We start from the raw sequence: 13666 nt of genomic DNA, 5'->3' as shown, positions 1-13666 counted from the left end.
TCACCCGTCCTCTTAGAAAGGGCTTGAATTTGAACGGCCTTTTGTTCATAATGAAAGTTTGATTCCGAAGAATAATAAGCTCCGCCAGGAGGAGAAATGTCTCCAAAGAAAAAAGAGCAAAAGGAAAAGAAAGAAAAGCCGCTGGAAAAGTGGACCACAAAAGAGCTAAGGGAAGAAGCCTTAAAGGCCGGTGAGTTGCAAGGCGTTCATGGAATGAACAAGGAAGAATTGCTCGTTGCGCTCAGGAAGGCAAAGGGCATCGCGGCTCCGGAAAAGAAAAAGGCAATAACCGTCCGTGATACCAAAGTCAAAATAGCGGCCCTGAAGAAGCAAAGGGAAGAGGAACGCGAGCAAGGGGCTGATCGGTCCCGCATAAGCATCCTGAGGAGAAAAATATCTCGGCTCAAAAAGCAGACCAAGGCTTGAAGGCCGTTACCGACAGCGACATGTAAGTGTTTTCGAACTTTGCATCCACCGGGGTCTGAGATTTCGCGGGATTCTGGGCAATTCGTTCGTGCGAAGCCAACCCGGTACGAATAATTTCGGCTCAAAGCCGTCTTGGACTAGAAAATAGGTTAACCACACAATATACTGGGCTGTGATCAGACAGGATTTTTTTCTTTCGTTGAATGCCCATTTGCGATATCCATCCATTTGCGTCCTGTCCGAATCAGCAGGGAGCCAGGCGCGGGCCCAGTGAACCGCCGGGCTCCCGGAAGCGACCTCTGCGCTCTCAATGGATCACGACAAAACGAATAAACAATCCAGACGGTCGTCCGTCCCGAGGGTCATAGCAGCCTGCCTGTTACTGATCTTCTTGTGCATCCTCGTTATCGGGATGGCCGCGGTGCTGTACGCACGGTACCACCTTGACGGAGAACAAATCGCCAGATTTGTCATTCCCCGCCTGGAAAATGAGGTCGAGAAACGGATCTCATTTTCGTCAGTGGACCTGACGTGGCTGTCGTTCGATACCCCCAGAATTATCCTCACAGGCCTCAAAGTCCGCGAAAAGGCTGATGAAAAAGTCGTGATCGATGTTCCCGAAATCATGCTGGAAATGCGCCTGCTGCCTATCCTCAAGGGAACCATCGCAATCGAACGAGTTCGGATAGTGGGCCCAACAGTGAGTCTTGGCCCGGAACAACTCCAGCCGGAAAAAGAGCCGCAAGCCGGGCCAAGATCGTGGATCCCGCCGGCAATGCTCTGGCCGGTCGTGAAGCGCTTTGAGTTGAGCGATGGAAGAATGGTTTGGAGGGGTACAGCCGGACGCCTCGATGATGAGGGCGTGCTCCTATCAAATATTGAAATAACGGCCACAGATCTGACTCCTCGCGGGGCCGGCGGCTTTGTTATTAAAGGACTTGCTCCGGAGGGAAACAGGACCGGATCGTTTCACGTCTCTGGAGAGTTGTCGGAGATGCCGTGGCAGGAGACGGACTGGAGGGGCAAAGTTCGTGTGCAGCTCACGGACTTTCCCCTGCTCCCATTCCAGGCTTTGGTCCCGCGGGTAAAAAAAGAGTTGCCCGCAGTTGCAGGAACCGTGAATCTGGATGTCACCGCAAAGGGCGAGCCGAAAAACTGCAATGTGGCCGGGATCTTGGAAGCCTCAAATGTGGGCTTGGCCGCCGGCCCAATCTTTTTCCGCCAAGCCCAAATGGACAAGGCGCGGGTCCGTTTCAAGGTTGAACGCTCGGGCGAAAGCATTCAAGCGGACTTGCCGGAGGTCAGTTTGCCGGGTCTGGCTCTGGCCGCAGAAGCCAAGTTGGGAAACATTTCCAGTCCCGACGCCACCCTGACACTGGCCCTGAAGAAGGCGGATCTGGAGCTTGGGAAATTATTTCCCTTCATCCCCCTAAACCTCTTTAACATCGGGGACCGCGACCGACTTTTGGAAGCCGGCTTGAAAGGACACATAATCGTCACCGGCGGTTCCTGGACGGGAAGGCTTTCGGACTTTCTCCACAAATGGAATCAGGGCGCCATACTTCTGGATGTCCTGCTCGACAAAATCTCCGGCTTTGTGCCCGGACTCGGGCTGCCTGTGGCCGGCGCCAGCGGACACGTCCGCTTAAGCTCCGACGAAATACTGTTCAATGGGATCAGCCTTACCGTCGGCAGCTCTCCCATTGTCCTCAACGGCTGGATACAAGATCTGAACAAGTCTCCCCGCAGCGACCTTTTTCTGTCAATGACCGCGCAAGCCCAGGATCTGAAGCCTATCTTGGAGAACACAGTCATTGCTCGCCACGCGGGTCAATGGCTTCAGTGGATCAAGGACCCCATCGGGGGAATCGCGATTACACTGGATATCAAGGGAAGTCTCGATCGTCCCAGTATGAAAGGCCGAGTCATGCTGGAGGATCTTCAGTGCAACGTGAGCGGCCTGCCCTTTCCGGTGAAGAAGGTCAACGGCGCCTTGAGGTTTCGCGGTTCGAGCGTCTCGTTTTCGGGCCTCAAAGGGCTCATTGGGGAAAGCCAGGCAGAATTGACCGGAACCGCGTCTCCGGAACACACGGAGATCACCGGCGAAATAAAAGTGGTCCCGCACGACCTGAAAGCGTGGCTCCCCAGCGGCTGGGCGATCGGGGGAAATGTGCCTCTGTCCCTCAGCGTGAAGGGCAAAGCCCCAAGAATGGATTTTTCCGTCGGGGCCGACCTGAAAGCCAACAGCCTTCGCGTTGGCTCTTTTCTTAAGAAGAAGCCGGGCGCTCCCCTGAAAATAGAGGCCTCTGGGAGTCGGGGCCCCGACGGCCTTACCATTGAGGATGCCTATTTGGTGGCCAACCAGAGCCGAATCTCGTCCAAGATAACTGTAAATGGCAACAGAAGGGCCACTATCTTAGTGAACCTCCCACCCAAAGGCATTCAGACCGACGAATTGGTGTCCATAGTTGACCCTGACTTGGAACTTCAACCCGGTGGCCGTCTGGAAGGAGATGCGGTCATAAGGACCAGCCTCGACAGGTTCCAGGACCTTTCACTGGAAGCCAATCTCCTGCTCAACCACGTGTCCTTGCGCCTTCCCGGGTTTCACAAACGCGCGGAAGGCCTGACAGGGAGCATTCATCGCCGTCCAAAATCCATGAACATCACCCTGGAAAGAGCTAAAATCGGCAGCTCGTTGATCCAGGGGACCATGTCCATCCTGGATTTCGAAAACCCCAAAGTCGATATAAACCTCGAGTCCTCTTTTCTCGATACCACAGACTTCACGGCTCCGCGCGGGTACATTCCTAAGATGACGTGGGGCGAATGGATTCGCGTCAACCCGGTATTCAGGTTTTTGGCCCGGAGCAGGGGCGCAGGCCTGGTCAAAATAGCTAAAGGCAAGACTGAAGTAAGGACTTTTTCAAATTTCCAGGCCCAGTTCGAAGGCGCGAACGGGTTGATAAAGTCGCCGAAATGGCAAATGAACTACGCGGACGGAACTATCACGGGCTCAGCGCTGTTCGACATACGGATGAACACCCAGACGCCGTTGACACTGGATTTCCAGGCAGATCATCTAAAAATGGACCGCGTGATGTTGTCGGATCCCAACCGACTAAAAGTGGAGGGAGATACCCTGGTTGAGGGCCGCATGAAATGGAATCTGGGCGATACTGGCCCGAAGAACAACGGATTGTACAAGACCGGGACCATGGAAGTGCGATTGCGTGACGGCGCAGTCCATCGTTTCGAGACACTGTCCAAGATTTTCTCCCTCGTAAACCTGGGGTCATTGCTTAGAGGCCGTTTGCCGGACGTCCTCAGCCAGGGGCTTCCCTATCAACACTTCACATGGAAGATGGAAGTATTCGACAGCAAGTGGAAGATCAAAGACCTTAAGCTGGAGGCCGACGCGGCACGAATCAATTCCACCGGGATGTATTTCGGGGACCAGGACCGGGTTGACTTCAAGGTTGATGTCTCCCCCTTGGTAGGACTCGATACCCTGGTTTCAGGGCTGTTCGGAAATCTGATCACCAAAGACGGGAAGATTCTCACAACCACCTTCAGAGTAAGAGGCCCGTCCGCGTCTCCTGACGTCCGCCTCGAATTCGAAAACTTAAAACAGCCGGATTAATTTGAATAAGGGGAGACCCTTTTGCACAAAGGGTTTTCCATGAAAACTCAGTGGTCGGACCGAAAAAGCGGGGGCTCGATGAATTCCTTGACCCCGCTGAAGCATGTTCGGTGGACAGAGCACGGGCCGTGTTTGATGATGGCTTCTCGATGAGACGCGGTGGCGTAGCCCTTATGCTTAGCGAATCCGTATAGGGGGAACTTTTCGTGCAATTCCATCATGATGCTATCGCGCGTCACCTTGGCGACTATCCCCGCGGCGGCTATCGAGAAACATAGTCGATCACCCTTGATTATTGACTTTTGGGGAATGTCCATTTCCAGGCGCATATTTCCATCAATCAGGAGATAATCGGGGGCAGGGCCCAAATCTGCCACGGCCCTTTTCATGGCCAGTAGAGTGGCCTGGTATATGTTTACCTCGTCAATGGTTTCAGAAGGGATTATTCCGATTCCGAAGGCCGCGGAGCAATCGCGGAGTTTTTGGAAGAGCTTGTCGCGCATTGCAGGGGTGAGGAGTTTGGAATCGTTCAGGTCTGGAATGCAATCGGCGACAGGCAAGATAACGGCTGCGGCTACTACGGGGCCTGCGAGCGGCCCTCTGCCTGCCTCGTCAATGCCCGCGATGCGCCTGGCGCCGCAGCGACGGGCCTCATCCTCGAATCGCGAGGACGGTGAACTTTTCGAGGTTAATTTGTGAGCGGTTCCCGTGAATGAGTCTCTGAAGCTGTCACTCGGCTTCCTCAAAGCAACGGGTCCTCTTTCAATAATTAAGGGAATTCTTGGGAAGGGAGTGCGGGGGAAAACTCTTATGCAAAGAAGTTTTCCCACGCATGCATTTGTTTGGCTTTACCTCGGAGCGCTGTAAACGCGCTCCTTGATCCTTGCGGCCTTCCCTCTGAGCTTCCGTATGTAATACAGCTTGGCCCGGCGCACTTGGCCTCGGTTGACCACTTCCACCTTGTCGATCATAGGCGAGTCGCGCGGAAACACTCTTTCCACGCCGATGCCGTAAGAGACCTTTCTCACGGTGAAGCTGGTTCCGGACCCTTTCCGATTAATCGCGATCACGGTCCCCTCGAATACCTGGATTCTTTCTCGGGTTCCTTCCACTATCCTCACATGGACTTTGACCGCATCTCCTGGGCGGAAATCAGGGAGGTCCAATCTCATGTTCTCTTTTTCAATCTGTTCAAGCACGTTCATGATTCTTCTCCATGCGCCCTATATTGACCATCCGATCGGACTTCCTCCAGGAGTTCTTGCTCCTCAGCGTCCAGTGGCCTACCTTTCAAAAGATCGGGCCTTCTGGCAAGCGTCCTGGCCAGGGCTTGTTTTTTTCGCCATTTTCGTATTTTTTCGTGGTGTCCTTCCAACAGGATAGGCGGAACTTCCATTCCCTCGAAAACCCGCGGTCTCGTGTACTGAGGGTACTCCAGCAACCCCTCGTAGAAGGACTCTCCTTCGATATGGCTGTCTGCTCCAAGGACTCCGGGGATCAACCGGCTGAGCGTGTCAATGATGACCAACGCCGCAGTCTCTCCGCCGGAGAGAATATAATCTCCTATTGAGATCTCGTCGTCCACAAAGGACCTGACTCTCTCATCAAGCCCTTCATACCTGCCACAAACGATGACTACGCTATCCAGCGCCGCCAGCTCTTCGGCCGCGGCCTGGTCAAAAAGCCTGCCCTGGGGCGTCATGAGAACCACTCTGGGGCTTGCCGTCAATTCCTTCACCTGACGTATCGCCCGCACAATCGGTTCCGGCTTCATGACCATGCCGGTTCCGCCGCCGTACGGATAATCGTCGGTGCTCCGATGCCGGTCTTCGGTGAAATCTCTCAGGTCTACGGTTTCCACTTTGAGCAATCCCGCTTCAGCCGCCCTTGCCGGATTGCCGTAGCTGAGAAACGAATCAAAGATCCTGGGAAATATGGTCAGGATCCTTATGTCAAGCATCGGCTATGAGTCCCTCGAGAGGGTCCACGACCATTTTTTTCTTTTCAGTGTCCACTTCCAGCACCACGTCTTCGATCATGGGAAGCAGGACCTCACCGTAAGCTCCTTGCACATGAATCACGTCATTGGCGCCGGTGGCTGTAATTTGGGTAATCTCGCCCAGGTCGCGTCCATCCACCGTGGAGACCTTCATCCCGATCAGTTCAAACCAAAAATACTCGTCTTCCTCCTTGGCAGGAAGGTTTTCCCGATCGGTTTTGACGAGGCTCCCTGAAAGCGTATCGGCCTGTTCAGGTGTGTTCATGCCTTCGAGCGCAACCAGAGCGAAAGTCTTATGGGCCCTAACGCTCACCACTCGGTGGGGGGTTTCTCCGAAGATCAGGATGGAGGAATTGTCAAATGCTTCCAGAGTCTCGGTAAAAACCTTGATTTTGATTTCGCCCCGTATCCCGAATGGTTTGAGGGCCTGCCCTATGACGACGAACGTTTCTTGCGACATCTGTGGCTGAATATGAGAGAAGGCTGCCCCACTTGCCCGTTCGGCCTGTTGGTTCGCGCTCTACTCTATGATCTCGAGGACGGCCCGTTTATCCGCCCTGGTGGAAGCGGCGCTGAGTATGGTGCGTAGGGCTCTGGCAGTGCGGCCTTGTTTTCCTATCACCTTGCCCAGGTCTGTTTTGGCCACCTTCAGTTCTATTACCGCGACCGAGTCGCCTTCCACTTCAGAGACTGATACCTCGTCGGGATTGTCCACAAGCGCTTTGGCAATGTATTCGATCAGGTTTTTCATTCGTCCCCTCTCTTCCCCTGGAAGGGATTCCTCCGGACTGTGAACAACCACATCGGTCAGAGCATTAATTCTGGGCCGTGGCTTTCTTCTTCGCTTCTTTCACGATTCTCCGCACGGTGTCGGAGATTTCCGCGCCTTTGGCGATCCATTTATCGACATCTTCGGTTCTGACGTTGATGCCTCTTTGTTTATTTCTAGGGTCGTATGTTCCCAGCACTTCCAGGAATCGGCCATCCCTGGGGAATCGGGAGTCTGATGCCACGACCCTATAGAAGGGTTTCTTTTTGGCGCCGTATCGCGCCAGGCGTATTTTGACGGCCATATATGGACGCACCTCCAGCCTGGAAATTAATCCTCAAATCATAATCGAACAATATTAGTCAAGTGCCGCGGGACTGTCAAGGGAAAACGTGTTGTTATTCATGTACGCAGTCTTCCTTGACATCAAGCCGGTCATGCCGGTAAATTACAGGCTGGATTCTCAGACACCACCTCTTCTATTTTGAATCGGTGACAAATTCACGAATGGCAGGGACAAAGGCCTGACCGGAGTTGGTCGATTGTGACCACGTGTCCGGGCCCAAAATCGGCCCCTGAGCCGAAGCGTGGTTTTGTCAATGAGGTAAGTAATGGCCAAGAAGAAGGATCAATCTTTGAGTGAACCGGAACTCCGGACCCTTAAGGAATTTGTGGAGAACGCTCTTAGAAAGAGCGGCGCTCTGCTCATGGACATGTACGGCAAAGGGAATCGGCACCTGAAATTTGATGACGAGTTGGTGACCGAAGGCGACAATGCGGCATGGGACCTGATGTCGAAGAAAATCAAAGGCAGCTTTGAGGGGCACTGTTTTTTAAGGGAACTCACCGCGGAGCAAATGGCCGATGATAACTATTGTAGATTCCTGTGGATTATAGATACCCTGGACGGAGCAGCCTCTTTTCAGGCAGGCATGCCCGTGTGGGGCGTGAGCGCTGCGCTTTTCGAGAAGTTCTGGCCGATCATGGGATTTCTATATCTTCCGGTGACCGGAGAACTCTACTCGGCTTACGCAAGTCGAGAAGCCCTATTGAACGACAAGGCCATCCAGGTGAGGGAAGACCCTTCCGTGGACAATGAAAGCCTTGTGCTGGTTTATTCACGGTTCCACCAGGACTTTACCAGCAACTTCCCCGGTAAAATCAGGAACTTCGGGTCTTCTGCCGGTCACATGGCGTATGTAGCCAGAGGCGCTGCAGACGCGTGCCTGATCAAGAACGTGACGGTTCAGGACTTGGCCGCGGGCAGTATCATCCTGGAGGCCGCAGGGGGCGAGATCACCTACCTGGACGGCCGTGCTTTCCACGTGGGTGATTACATGGACGGGAGGAGAGTGGAAGAGCCCCTTATTGCGGCGCCTAAAGGGAGCCACAAATCATTTGTCAAGTATTTCAAGCGCATATAAGGAAATCCGTTTAGCGGAAAACCTTCCCGGAAATAGGGTCTCCCCGTAAGTCCTTCCGAATGCGTTTCGGGCCACTGTTTTGCTTGACGAGTGGGAACACTACCGCTAACTTGGTTGTCGCATCTTACGCAAGGTTTCGCGGCAGAGGCATGGTACATGCACGGTCTGGGAAAACGAGAAGAAAGAATTCTCAGGGCTATCATAGTTGAATATATAGCCACGGGCGAACCTGTGGGGTCGAGAACTCTTTCCAGGGACGACGACATAGGCCTGTCCGCGGCCTCCATCCGGAACGTGATGAGTGACCTCACTGAGGCAGGCTATATTACTCAACCGCATGTCAGCGCAGGAAGGGTCCCCACAGATCAAGGGTACCGTTTTTACGTGGATAGCCTGGTGCAACCGGAACCCTTGGATGTGCCCCAGCAGGTCGCGATAAGGTCACTGATAGAGGGCGCGGGACTTGACGTGCGGGATGTCCTGCGACAATCCTCGTCAATTCTGGCTGCTTTTTCCAAACAGGCAGGAGTGGTGATAGCCTTGCCTGCGGCGGAGCAAACTTTCAAGACTATCGACCTTATCAAGGTAGCTGACGACAAGATCCTGGTAGTGCTGGTGTCCATGAGCGGGTTCCTCCAGAACAAAATGATTTTCGACGAGGACAACATCGGGCAGGAAACGCTGGAGCGCTACGGCCGAGTGCTCAATGACATGCTCAAAGACTTGGACTTGCGGCAGGCCCGCGAGAAAATCGAACAGGAACTGGCCCGTGAAAAGACCAGAGTTGACGCGATGCTGGCAAAGGCCTTGAGATTAGGGCACATAATCCTGTCTCAGCACGTCACAAGGGACATATTCATCGAGGGTCAGACCAATATTATTGACGAGCCTGAATTCGCTGACATTGAGACGCTGAAGGCAGTGCTCCTCACGTTTGAAGAAAAAAGCAACCTTCTCAAAATACTTGATAAAACTCTGGAAGCTCGTGGAATTCAAATCCTGATCGGGTCCGAACATGGCCTCGGCGAGATCCAGTCCTGCGCGATCGTGGCTTATCCAATCCGAACCGAAGAAACCATCCTGGGCAGCATCGGCGTCATCGGCCCTAAACGCATGAACTATCAGAGGGTTGTCCCGATCGTAAACACCACCGCGCGCATTCTAACCCGCCTTATGAAAAGAATAATAGAACACGCCGCTTAAAACCAAGTCTCGTTAATACGAATTTGCGTTCAAGATGCCACCGCCCAGATCGTCGTGGCAGCGTGAGGCGCGCGGTAGGGGCGACACATGTGTCGCCCGTGCGGGCGAGGCATGCCTCGCCCCTACAATTGGCGTCGCATCCTTGCCGGTTTGATCGCAAATCCGAATGCGCTGAGCAGATTAGTGCTACCTTGAACGCAACAGGGTATACGACCGGGAAATTGCCAAGCCCTTTCCTTGACTTGTGGATCGATTTTCGGATCAGGAAATGAGATGAAGGGAATTCCGGGATGAAAGAGACAATGGTAGATACCAAAGTGACCTACACACTGGAATATGGTGGAAAGCTCTTCATGGTTGAAAACGTCCCCGCACGCGTGTGCAGGGAGACGGGCGAGCAGTACTTCGCTCCTGAGACAGTGGAGCATATCCAGGCCATTATCAAGAGCAGGAAAAGGCCTGACAGAGTGATCGAGACTCCAGTGTACGAGTACGCATGAGAGCACCAGCCAACTGGCCCTGCAACCGGGCCGCTGCATACGCAGGGCGGTAGACAGCAGTCGGGCAACATGAGAACTTGTGGCATTTTGGCCAGGCAGGATAGCTTTTTCGGCTCGCCCCTTGTTTTTCTAGATAGGGCAATGCTTCATTTTCTTGAAGCGAGCAATTCCAAGAAGTTGCTTATTTGGGTCTCCAGGGATTCGATGCTGTAAAGCCTCGGGTCGTTGTGGTCCGCCTCCAGGATTACGCCGGGGACGCCGGAACGCTTTGTCACTTCGGCCCTCACCTCCGGAATGTCCTGCGAAACATACTTGCAGCTCCTATTGGAATGATAGAGAAACCCGTCGAGCTGATACTCACGGGCCAATTCCAAATACTGCTCGACTCTCCTATCGAGATACAGATTCGCTGTGTAGAGGTACTGTTTGGTCCAATCCGTGAAAGGATCTGATTCTCCTACAGCCAGCCTTGCCCATGCCCAGGTATACAATGAGGTCACCAGGGAAGCCTTTCGCTCTTCCAAGAAAAGGGACAGGCGGCGCAACTCCGGCCATATAGGCAGATTGTCCCAGAAAAGCCTGAACTGCTCATTCTCAATTGTGCCAATTCCAGCGGCCACGCGCTGTTCAAGCTCCTGGACAAGCTCGCGGTAAAAATCCACGGCAACCTGCGTGCCTCTCTGAGCAACTATAGGCGCCATGGAAATGAACTGATCAAAAACCGTTATAGGTGACGGCTTGGCTGTTCCCGCCTCCAGGACCCTTGTCCAAAGAGCCGACGCTTCCTGAGAAAGCAGGATCGTCTGTCGGAGTCTGTCCTTATCAAGCTTGCGGCCTGTGATTCCCTCGACGACCCCCACGAGATCCAGCAACTGTGATCTTACATAAACCTCCGCGGCCTCATCGCGTTCCCCGCGGCCGGAGTGAGGCACATCGATCAGGAACATAGGGGCGTTGTACATCCGGCTCAGGACCTCAAACCACTTGGTAAGAGTCCCGCATTGGCTGTTTGAGATCACAATAAGGTCGGGCTTGGGCAGGCCCCAAGTCGGGCTCATACCGGTTTTGATAGAGCCGATATCGCACCTGGCGTACGCACATAGGTCCATGGAATATCCCATGCCCTCCGCGGCAGTTGCCAATTCTACAGTCATCTTGCGAGCCCCGATAATAGCAGCGTGATTCTCCGGATAAATGGGAATCATGTCCATCGCGTAAAGCAGCTCCACCGGGGTGAAGGCATTCACATAAGCGATGAACTTACCGTTCTGGCGCGCCATATGAGCGGCGCCGTAGTAATCGACATTTACCTGTTTGAGTTGCTTGAGGGACTCGATGGGCTGCATTTGTGCGTCCTTTTTGTTGATATGTTTTCCGGGGCGGCCGGCGTCTCCTCGAACTTTACAAAAAAAGCCTCCCGGATGAGTTCTCTACCTGGAAGCGTATGCGTGTTAATCTTTTGGTCCGTCTTCAGCGCGAATCGGTGCAATCATCGCACGCTACGGTCCTAATGGCAATCTCTTCATTGGCCGTGCTGTCGAAAATTATTACTCTGCAAAACCCTTTTTGCCTCACGGCCGCGCACAACTCGGCTGAGGTGTCCAAACCCTGATGTCGAGGGCCACCACGGGGGCCATAAATCTCATAACCGTACCCTCTTGTGTCAGTGCATTCCTTGCCGGGCAAGCCATCAATCATGGCTATGCCGGTAATGGCCGGAGCGATAAACGGCAAAGCTTTGCACACGGTCGCAGGCAACCCCCAGTACAGCCTGTTTGTTTTGGGTATGAACAGCAGCGAGCGCCGTTTCTCGTCTGCCGGAAGGGCAGCCAGTTGCTTCAAAGCTGCAATTACCTTGCTGTTTTTCAGATTAGCCGCAGACCATGAGGAACGATCTATGGGGCCAAAAATATCAGGCGCAAGAGCCGTAAATCTGCGGGCCATTTCAATGACCGGCAGTCCGGATAAGGATTTGGTGAATTCCATGGCGATCTGGCCGTCTGAACGCAGCGCTATTCTGGTCCGCGTTTGGCCCCCCAAAAACGTCCGGGTCACCCCGATCCACAAATTCAGCAATGCAGCGATGATCAGAATCAGACTTATCAAGCAGACCACCAAGCCCTGCGGGTGAACTTGATTCAACCATGTGCCTGGTCCTCCGGCCGGCTTCTCGGTCCAAGACCAATCGGCTGTGAATGATGACAGATTTGCAAGGAGAAGAGCTGCGGCCAACCACTTTTGGGGGTCGACAAAGTAAAGACCGCTGGCGTCCGGGATGCCCAGTAGCAACGCGGGAATCGCGCCGCCGACACTCATTACCACGACCGCCTCGGCATCAAGAATTTTGTTGTCGCGCAACGCTCCCCGGATCCCTGCCAATGACGCCAGCCTTTTCTTCCAGATAGTCAATCCTATGAAAAGCCATGACCAAGTGAACGCAGTTATGAGAAAAAAAGGCCACCAGTAAGGATACCAGTTCATCGCGTAAAGCGGCGCCAACTTCAGTCCCTCGGACGATGGAAACACCGTCAACTTCAGAGTGACAACCAGGCCTGCAATCATCACCCCAAAACCGGCCATCACCACGATGTTCTTGTACAGCCGAAGCCTGGCCACAAAATAGAAACACGTCAAACCCAACAGGCCGATCATTGACACCTTGCAGAAGCCGATGACGCAGGCCAAAGCGGGTAAAGCGAGCACCGCGAGAACCACCATCGCCGGCGTGGTCGGACTGCGATCACCCGCGACCCAATCTGCAAGGAAGAGGCAAAGTGACAGGAAAATGAAAGAAAAAGCCAAGGCAGGGACCTGCGACTGGGAAGCCAACACTCCGTTTTCGCCTGGGAAAACGCCTACGCAGACTATGGTCAGTACGGCCCAAAAAATAAAGTCTCTCTTCAGGTCCCACCCGTTCGGACGGAAAGAAAGGCAGCTTTTCAGATCCACCACGGCAATCAACATGCAGTTCAAAAAGAACGGGACGAAAAATACCAGATGGCCCACAGTGACCATCTGGAGAACAGGCAAGTCTGTCAGCGCTGACAGTTGAGCCAATATCCAGTGCGAGCCCATGTGGTAAGGCACATAGGGAACGCCGTCAAGGCCTGTGCTGGGGATTCCGTAGGTCTGTATCATCCCGGTTATGGCCGCGTGCATGAGCGTGTCTCTATGTGCGAGCCCGACGGTCACAAGCTCATCTACCAACGGGTCCTGATAAACGTGAAAAAAGCTCATGAGCGCGATAGGAACCGCGGCGGCCAAGGCGCAAAGGAGGAACAGGCACGACTTCGCGACTCCCCCGGCGCTCAGCCACTTGATGAAGGCCAAGCCAAAGACCGAAACACCAAGGCAGTAAAACAACGGCCCCAAGGTAAAGCCCAGGCGGGACGACAAAAGCCCGCCCAGCGCCAGCATCAGAAGGCCCCACAATGCCATGGCGGCTTCGCTGGCATACCATTGGGGGCCCTTCGGGTTCCGAAGTAGTCGATAACAGTGGGGAAAAAACAGAACGAACAGGGAGAGGACCAGGACCTTTACGAGGGGCAAAATCGAATAATTCGGGAACCCGAGTCTCCAAATCCAAAAAAAAGCGGCCAAAGCAAGTGCAAGTAGTGCGCAAAAGACGCTTGCAGTCAGCTTGGCGTAACTCCAGGTTTGACGCAATCCATCTTCTTCTTGCATTGGAATCCTGTCGTCTCC

Annotated in this window: 13 protein-coding genes; 5 read left to right on the top strand and 8 right to left on the bottom strand. The window is 53.8% G+C overall.

The features are described 5' to 3' along the window. Positions 1–96: 96 nt before the first annotated feature. Positions 97–426 carry a transcription termination factor Rho gene (locus tag HY913_22065; protein MBI4965981.1) on the top strand — a complete coding sequence of 110 codons (330 nt, stop codon included), beginning with the start codon at positions 97–99 and terminating at the stop codon, positions 424–426. Positions 427–736: 310 nt separating this feature from the next. Then, positions 737–4069: an AsmA-like C-terminal domain-containing protein gene (locus tag HY913_22060; GenBank protein MBI4965980.1), complete on the top strand. Its 3333-nt coding sequence runs from the start codon at positions 737–739 to the stop codon at positions 4067–4069. Between the two features lie 47 nt (positions 4070–4116). On the opposite strand, the gene HY913_22055 is transcribed toward HY913_22060, so the two are convergent. The 6 genes from HY913_22055 to rpsP form a co-directional block, all read right to left on the bottom strand. Further along, on the bottom strand, positions 4117–4815 hold the full coding sequence (locus HY913_22055) for a ribonuclease HII (protein ID MBI4965979.1): 699 nt from the start codon (positions 4813–4815) through the stop codon (positions 4117–4119). Between the two features lie 102 nt (positions 4816–4917). Then, positions 4918–5277: a 50S ribosomal protein L19 gene (rplS, locus tag HY913_22050; protein ID MBI4965978.1), complete on the bottom strand. Its 360-nt coding sequence runs from the start codon at positions 5275–5277 to the stop codon at positions 4918–4920. Then, a complete protein-coding gene (gene trmD, locus HY913_22045) occupies positions 5271–6029 on the bottom strand; it encodes a tRNA (guanosine(37)-N1)-methyltransferase TrmD (protein ID MBI4965977.1) in 759 nt (252 codons plus the stop codon). Before trmD ends, rplS begins: the two co-directional genes overlap by 7 nt. Further along, entirely contained in the window at positions 6022–6528 is a 507-nt protein-coding gene (rimM, locus tag HY913_22040; protein MBI4965976.1) for a 16S rRNA processing protein RimM, read from the bottom strand. The genes trmD and rimM overlap by 8 nt, the downstream gene beginning before the upstream one ends. 60 nt (positions 6529–6588) lie before the next feature. Next, the gene (locus HY913_22035) at positions 6589–6819 is read right to left on the bottom strand and encodes a KH domain-containing protein (protein MBI4965975.1); all 231 of its coding nucleotides are present in this window, start codon (positions 6817–6819) and stop codon (positions 6589–6591) included. A 64-nt stretch (positions 6820–6883) separates the two neighbouring features. Next, positions 6884–7141: a 30S ribosomal protein S16 gene (rpsP, locus tag HY913_22030; protein ID MBI4965974.1), complete on the bottom strand. Its 258-nt coding sequence runs from the start codon at positions 7139–7141 to the stop codon at positions 6884–6886. A gap of 307 nt (positions 7142–7448) precedes the next feature. On the opposite strand from rpsP, the gene HY913_22025 reads away from it, so the two are divergent. The 3 genes from HY913_22025 (at position 7449) to HY913_22015 (ending at position 9964) form a co-directional block, all read left to right on the top strand. Then, positions 7449–8261, top strand: a complete 813-nt coding sequence (locus HY913_22025) for an inositol monophosphatase (GenBank protein ID MBI4965973.1) — start codon at positions 7449–7451, stop codon at positions 8259–8261. A 156-nt stretch (positions 8262–8417) separates the two neighbouring features. Continuing rightward, entirely contained in the window at positions 8418–9464 is a 1047-nt protein-coding gene (hrcA, locus tag HY913_22020; protein ID MBI4965972.1) for a heat-inducible transcription repressor HrcA, read from the top strand. A 290-nt stretch (positions 9465–9754) separates the two neighbouring features. Then, positions 9755–9964 (top strand): YgiT-type zinc finger protein, encoded by a 210-nt coding sequence (locus HY913_22015; protein MBI4965971.1) that lies wholly within the window; start codon positions 9755–9757, stop codon positions 9962–9964. Between the two features lie 146 nt (positions 9965–10110). Here the strand turns inward: HY913_22015 and HY913_22010 are convergent, their stop codons facing one another. Beyond that, the gene (locus tag HY913_22010) at positions 10111–11310 is read right to left on the bottom strand and encodes a 2-hydroxyacyl-CoA dehydratase (protein MBI4965970.1); all 1200 of its coding nucleotides are present in this window, start codon (positions 11308–11310) and stop codon (positions 10111–10113) included. A 124-nt stretch (positions 11311–11434) separates the two neighbouring features. Then, positions 11435–13648 carry a hypothetical protein gene (locus HY913_22005; protein ID MBI4965969.1) on the bottom strand — a complete coding sequence of 738 codons (2214 nt, stop codon included), beginning with the start codon at positions 13646–13648 and terminating at the stop codon, positions 11435–11437. Between the last annotated feature and the right edge of the window lie 18 nt (positions 13649–13666).

It is taken from the genome of Desulfomonile tiedjei, assembly GCA_016212925.1.
GTDB lineage: Bacteria > Desulfobacterota > Desulfomonilia > Desulfomonilales > Desulfomonilaceae > JACRDF01.
This window is presented reverse-complemented; position numbering and strand designations above follow the sequence as displayed.

Coding starts and splice junctions, on each gene's coding strand:
- HY913_22035 (MBI4965975.1), bottom strand. CDS start 6,819: ATGAAAAACCTGATCGAATACATTGCCAAAGCGCTTGTGGACAATCCC.
- rimM (MBI4965976.1), bottom strand. CDS start 6,528: ATGTCGCAAGAAACGTTCGTCGTCATAGGGCAGGCCCTCAAACCATTC.
- HY913_22060 (MBI4965980.1), top strand. CDS start 737: ATGGATCACGACAAAACGAATAAACAATCCAGACGGTCGTCCGTCCCG.
- trmD (MBI4965977.1), bottom strand. CDS start 6,029: ATGCTTGACATAAGGATCCTGACCATATTTCCCAGGATCTTTGATTCG.
- rpsP (MBI4965974.1), bottom strand. CDS start 7,141: ATGGCCGTCAAAATACGCCTGGCGCGATACGGCGCCAAAAAGAAACCC.
- HY913_22015 (MBI4965971.1), top strand. CDS start 9,755: ATGAAAGAGACAATGGTAGATACCAAAGTGACCTACACACTGGAATAT.
- HY913_22010 (MBI4965970.1), bottom strand. CDS start 11,310: ATGCAGCCCATCGAGTCCCTCAAGCAACTCAAACAGGTAAATGTCGAT.
- HY913_22005 (MBI4965969.1), bottom strand. CDS start 13,648: ATGCAAGAAGAAGATGGATTGCGTCAAACCTGGAGTTACGCCAAGCTG.
- HY913_22025 (MBI4965973.1), top strand. CDS start 7,449: ATGGCCAAGAAGAAGGATCAATCTTTGAGTGAACCGGAACTCCGGACC.
- hrcA (MBI4965972.1), top strand. CDS start 8,418: ATGCACGGTCTGGGAAAACGAGAAGAAAGAATTCTCAGGGCTATCATA.
- HY913_22065 (MBI4965981.1), top strand. CDS start 97: ATGTCTCCAAAGAAAAAAGAGCAAAAGGAAAAGAAAGAAAAGCCGCTG.